We start from the raw sequence: 5437 nt of genomic DNA on the forward strand, positions 1-5437 counted from the left end.
GGAAGATAGGATTGCAAGAACTTTGCATCGTTTGGTGAAGGGGTGTGGTGTGCGGTTATTCGACACAACCCTTCTACCACATGGCCTGTAGCCAAACGATGCCTTATCCAACTTCGGTTTTCGGGTTTAACGGTCGATTTGGGTTTGGGAATCTCACGCGCGGACTCTAGGATCACGCCGTGGCAGATGCGGATGACGCAGGACGATGGCAGACGGACGGGAAGTTTTTCCGCGCCGGGACCCGCCGCGTGCGGATGAACGCGGTCACTTACGGGCCGTTTCCCGGCGGCTGGCCGCAATCATTCGGACCGGATTTCTCAGGGATGGCGGCTGCCGGGTTCAACTCGATCCGGCTTTATGAAATGCCGCCCGCGCGCCTTCTCGACGCCGCGGCAGAGCACGGCTTGAAGGTTTTCGGCGGGCTCGAATGGGGCCAGAGCGCGGATTTTTTCCAACGGCCCGGGCTTTACTCAGCAGCGGCGATCTCGCTGGTCAACGGCTTGAAGGGCACCGGCGAGCATCCGGCGCTGGCGGGCGTTTATGTGGGCAACGAGATTCCCCCCGACCTGGCGCGCTGGATGGGCCCGCTCAAGGTGCGGCGCGCCCTCGAAGAGCTCATCGCCCTTGGCAAGGAACTCGCGCCCGGCCTGTTGTTCGCCTACGCGAACTACCCGAGCACCGAATATCTGGAGCCGGAAAACGCCGATTTCACCGCCTTCAACATCTATCTGGAAAACGAGCCGGAGTTCCGCGGCTACCTCAAGCGGCTGCATCACATCGCGGGCGACCGACCGCTGGTGATCTCGGAGTTCGGCATCGATTCGCAGCGCAACGGCCTGGAGCGGCAGGCGGAAATCCTCCGCTGGGCCAGCCAAGCCGCGCTCGATCTGGAAACCGCGGGCATGACCATTTACGCGTGGAGCGACCGCTGGTGGGTCGGCACCGAGGTGCTGGACTGGGACTTCGGCCTGACAGACCGGCAAGGCAACGCGAAGCCCGCGCTCTTGAATCTCAAATTTCAGATTTCAAATCTCAAATCTGAAGCCCCCTTTTTCAGCGTCATCGTCTGCACCCGAAACGGCCGCGACCGCATCGGCACCTGCCTCGAGGCGATCCGCAAAATGGACGGCGGCGGCTTCGAGACGATCGTCGTGGATGACGGCTCGACCGACGGCAGCGCCGATTTCGTGGAGAAACATTTCCCATGGGCCCGGCTCGTGCGGCTGGAGCCCTGCGGCTTGAGCAATGCCCGCAACATCGGCGCTGCCGCCGCGCATGGCGAGGTGCTGGCGTTCACGGACGACGATTGCGAGCCGGACCGGGAATGGATCACACGGCTGCGGCGGACATTTCAGGAGGGCAAATTCGCCGCGGCGGGCGGACCGAATTTGCCGCCGAAACCCAAGACCTGGGAGGAAGCGGTCGTCTGCGCCGCGCCCGGCGCGCCAAGCCATGTGATGCTCGACGACGAGGAGGCCGAGCACCTGCCCGGCTGCAACCTGGCCGTGACGCGGGCCGCGTTCGACGCCATCGGCGGCTTCGATCCACAGTTCCATACGGCGGGCGACGACGTGGATTTCTGCTGGCGGCTGAGGGACGCCGGATTCCGCCTCGGCTTCGTGCCCGGCGCCTTCGTCTGGCATTGGCGGCGGCCGTCGATCTCGAAATTCCTGGGCCAGCAACTCGGCTACGGCCGCGCCGAGCGCTTGTTGTTAGCGAAGCACCCCGACCGCTTCTCGAAGCGCGGCGCCGCGAGATGGCACGGCTTCGTTTACGGCGGCGGCCCGGTCCGCGTGATGGCGGACTCCATCATCTATCACGGCCCGATGGGCGACGCCGGCTATCAGGCGATCACCAACCGGATGCTGCCGCTGCGTGGCCTGGCGAAAAATTCCGATTCCCTGAAATCCCGGCTCGCGCTCCGAGCCGTGAAATTCCTCCAACCCCGGATCCGCGCCTGGGCGCGAAACCGGACGGTTTTCCTCCGCCCGGAATCGCCACGCAAAACCCCAATTTGCGGCCCGGCCGAAGAGTTCGCGATCCACTCCGCGGAAGGCAAGGACCGCGACTATTTCCTCGGAATCCTGCTCCGCCAAGGCTGGAAAGCCGCGGGCGAAACGGACGCCTGGGACGTCGAAAAAGCCGGCACCCGCGTGCTGATGGCCACCGAGCGCGGCCGCGGAACCGCCAAACGCACGCTCGTCCGCGTGTGGGGTTCCGAACCGACCCGGATCGCCCGGCTCCTCGGGGAGAAAATGGCTTCCTGAGTCCACGGTCCGCCGCGTTTGGCGATTCTGACAAATCCCGGGAGATTCGCGCGTAGAACGGCGCAGTCATCTTAAAACCCGTGAAATTTCCCCTCTCGCCGCTACCCTCTCTGATGAAGTTTCCCCTGTTTTTCTCCGGCATCGTCCTGTTCGCCATCCCGCTTCACGCCGAGCCGCAGTGGATCTGGACCAGCAAGGCGGCCAAGGACGGCGAAAAAGCCACCTTCCGTAAAACCTTCAACGTCACCGGCGCGGTCAAATCCGCCAAAATCGACTTCACCTGCGACAACGGAGCCACCGTCTTCATCAACGGTCGGAAGGTTGCGGAAAACACCAACTGGGACCAGCCCACCAGCGCGAAACTCAAAGAATTCCTCAAACCCGGCGAAAACGAAATCCGCATCGACGCCCGGAACAGCGGCTCCGTCGCCGGCCTCGTCGTCGTCGAGGAAAACAACACGCTCTTCGTGATGACCAGCGCCTTCGCCCCGAACGCGCTCACCCCCGTCGCCGACGCCGACATCACCGCCCGCAAGCCGCACGACGTCTCGATGATGCCGCCCGGCCTGCTCAACGCGCTGAACCCGGACGAGCTGCTCGACATCTACGCCTACATCCTCTCCGGCGGAAATCCGGAGGACCCGCGGTTCTAACCCTTGCGGCGCGGAACCGTGCCGACTAAGGATTGGCGATGCCGCTGCTGACGAAAGATTTCGACTACCACCTGCCCGGGGAATTGATCGCCGCGCGGCCGCTCGCCGAGCGCGCCGCCTCGCGGATGCTGGTCGTCCACAGGGACAGCGGCGAGGTCGAGCACCGGATGTTCCGCGATTTCCCCGACTACTTGCGGCCGGATGATCTGCTCGTCCTCAACGACACCAAAGTCATCCCCGCGCGGCTCTTCTCGGACGACGGCCGGACCGAACTGCTCTGCCTCGACCGGCTTTCCCCGCTCGAATGGCGCTGCCTCGTCAGGCCTGGAAAACGCATGAAACCCGGCCGCACCGTAAGCGTCGGCGGCACCACGGGGACCGTGACGGAAGTCTTTGAAAACGGCGACCGCCTGATCCGCTGGGACGCGCCCGTGGATCTGGACAAGCACGGCCACCTCGCCCTGCCGCACTACATGGGCCGCGACGACGAACTCGCCGACCGCGACCGCTATCAGACCGTGTTCGCCCGCGAGGAGGGCGCCATCGCCGCGCCCACGGCGGGGCTGCATTTCACGCCGGAGTTGTTGGAAAAAATCCCGCACGCTTTCCTCACGCTGCACGTCGGCGTCGGCACCTTCCGCCCGGTCAGCGCGGAGGTCGTCGCGGACCACATCATGCACTCCGAGCGCTACGTGGTGAGCGCGGAGACCGCGGAAAGAGTCAACGCCGCCGGCCGCGTCGTCGCCGTAGGAACGACCGTGACGCGGGTGCTGGAATCCATCGGCAAGCCGGTCCGCGAGCAGCGCGGCGAGACGGACATCTTCATTCATCCGCCCTATCAATTCGGCGTGGTCGGCGGATTGCTGACGAATTTCCACCTGCCGCAAAGCACGTTGATCATGCTGGTGAGCGCGATTGCCGGGAAGGAACTGGTGATGGAGGCTTACCGGAAAGCGGTCGAGGAACGTTACCGGTTTTTCAGCTACGGGGATTGCATGTTGCTGGTCTGAGGTGAAAACTCCGCGCCGATGACACTCATTTCCTGGAACGTAAACGGCATCCGCGCCACGATTGGCAAAGGCTTCGGTGATTTTGTGACGGCGGAAAAGCCGGACATCCTCTGCCTGCAGGAAACGAAGGCGCGACCGGAGCAGGTGCAGCTGCCATTGGAACTCGGCGGCTATCATGGCTACTGGGATTCCGCGCAAAAGCCCGGCTACTCCGGCGTCGCGGTGTTCACGCGCGAGAAGCCGCTCGATTTCAGGACCGGCCTCGGCATCGACGAGCATGACAAGGAAGGCCGCGTGCTCACGCTGGAGTATCCGGATTTCCATCTTGTGAATGTTTACACGCCGAACTCGCAGGACGCCCTCCGCCGGCTTCCCTATCGGATGACATGGGACCAGGCGTTCCGCCGCCACGTCGCGGAGCTGGCGAAGACCAAGCCCGTCGTTTTCTGCGGCGACCTCAATGTGGCCCATCAGGAAATCGACATCGCCCGGCCCAAGGACAACCGCTTTTCCGCCGGATTTTCCGACGAGGAGCGCGCGGGCTTCGGCGAGCTGCTCGACGCCGGCTTCACCGACACCTTCCGCCATTTCTATCCGGACAAGAAGGACGCCTACTCGTGGTGGTCCTTCCGCGGCGGCGCGCGGGAGCGCAATGTCGGCTGGAGAATCGACTACTTCGGAGTCTCGACGCCGTTCATGGGCCGCGTGAAAGACGCGGAGATCCTGCCTCACGTCACGGGCTCGGATCATTGCCCGGTGGGGATCACGCTGGTTTGAAGATCGTCGGGGATTTCACCCCAAATGCAATTTCTTGGCAGCCCTTATTCCTTTTTGGCCGCCAGCATCAGGCCTGGGAAGTAATCCGGATTGGCCGCCACCTTGTCGATCTCGGCTTTGATCGGGTCTGCCGCCGGCGGGTCATTCGCCTCTTGGAGCGCTTTCATTTTGAGCTCCAGGCCGTGAAGGTAGGTTTTCTGAGGCTCGGCAAACACAGCAATCCTCTCCGTATCGATCTGCGTTTCCTTCCTCTGGTATTCCCCATGCAGATCAACCAGGAATGTCTTGTGCTTCAACGGAGATTTCAGTGCTTCTCCCATCCGGCAGCCATTCTCCTTGAGCTCGGTCACATACGCGTCCAGCTCATTTTCTCCACCCGAATGGTACTTCTCTGGTAGATTTCCCTTCAACAGCTTGAGGGCGTCACTCCTGAAGTCCGAAATGTTCTTTTTGAGAGCTTCATCACGCTTGCGGGGGTCGGAACCACAGCGACCCGCCATCACCGATCGGTCTCTGGGGTCGGTCCCCGCAGTCTCTGGGGTCGGTCCCCGCAGTGTAACATTTCGCCATCAAAAATGGCGCATTTGTTCTGCTGCGGGGACCGGTACCATTTCCACGCCGTCCGAAGCAGGCGGGCGAGCCTGAAAGGCTCGAGCTCGCCTGACTGCTTCGGCGGATGATTGGAAGGTGCCTCACATGGTATCTTCGCGTCGCCATGAAAAAGCCACCA

The 5437-nt window shown here is 62.9% G+C and carries 5 protein-coding genes; 4 read left to right on the forward strand and 1 reads right to left on the reverse strand.

Annotation, left to right across the window (positions count from 1 at the left end; genetic code table 11):
* Positions 1-179: 179 nt before the first annotated feature.
* From AC4DF4_RS17735 to AC4DF4_RS17750, 4 genes are all read left to right on the forward strand, one after another.
* On the forward strand, positions 180-2267 hold the full coding sequence (locus AC4DF4_RS17735; RefSeq protein WP_490049437.1) for a glycosyltransferase: 2088 nt from the start codon (positions 180-182) through the stop codon (positions 2265-2267).
* A gap of 80 nt (positions 2268-2347) precedes the next feature.
* Positions 2348-2920 carry a hypothetical protein gene (locus AC4DF4_RS17740; protein ID WP_490049438.1) on the forward strand — a complete coding sequence of 191 codons (573 nt, stop codon included), beginning with the start codon at positions 2348-2350 and terminating at the stop codon, positions 2918-2920.
* 44 nt (positions 2921-2964) lie between these two features.
* Positions 2965-3930, forward strand: coding sequence for a tRNA preQ1(34) S-adenosylmethionine ribosyltransferase-isomerase QueA (gene queA, locus AC4DF4_RS17745; RefSeq protein WP_490049441.1), 966 nt, complete (start codon positions 2965-2967; stop codon positions 3928-3930).
* 18 nt (positions 3931-3948) lie between these two features.
* Positions 3949-4707: an exodeoxyribonuclease III gene (locus AC4DF4_RS17750; RefSeq protein WP_490049439.1), complete on the forward strand. Its 759-nt coding sequence runs from the start codon at positions 3949-3951 to the stop codon at positions 4705-4707.
* Positions 4708-4751: 44 nt separating this feature from the next.
* Here AC4DF4_RS17750 and AC4DF4_RS17755 read toward each other — a convergent pair whose 3' ends face one another.
* A complete protein-coding gene (locus AC4DF4_RS17755) occupies positions 4752-5207 on the reverse strand; it encodes a hypothetical protein (RefSeq protein ID WP_490049440.1) in 456 nt (151 codons plus the stop codon).
* Positions 5208-5437 lie beyond the last annotated feature (230 nt).

The organism is Luteolibacter sp. (genome assembly GCF_058122085.1).

Bases quoted from the DNA above. Each gene is read 5' to 3' on its own strand.
- AC4DF4_RS17750 (WP_490049439.1), top strand. From the start codon at position 3,949: ATGACACTCATTTCCTGGAACGTAAACGGCATCCGCGCCACGATTGGC.
- AC4DF4_RS17755 (WP_490049440.1), bottom strand. From the start codon at position 5,207: ATGGCGGGTCGCTGTGGTTCCGACCCCCGCAAGCGTGATGAAGCTCTC.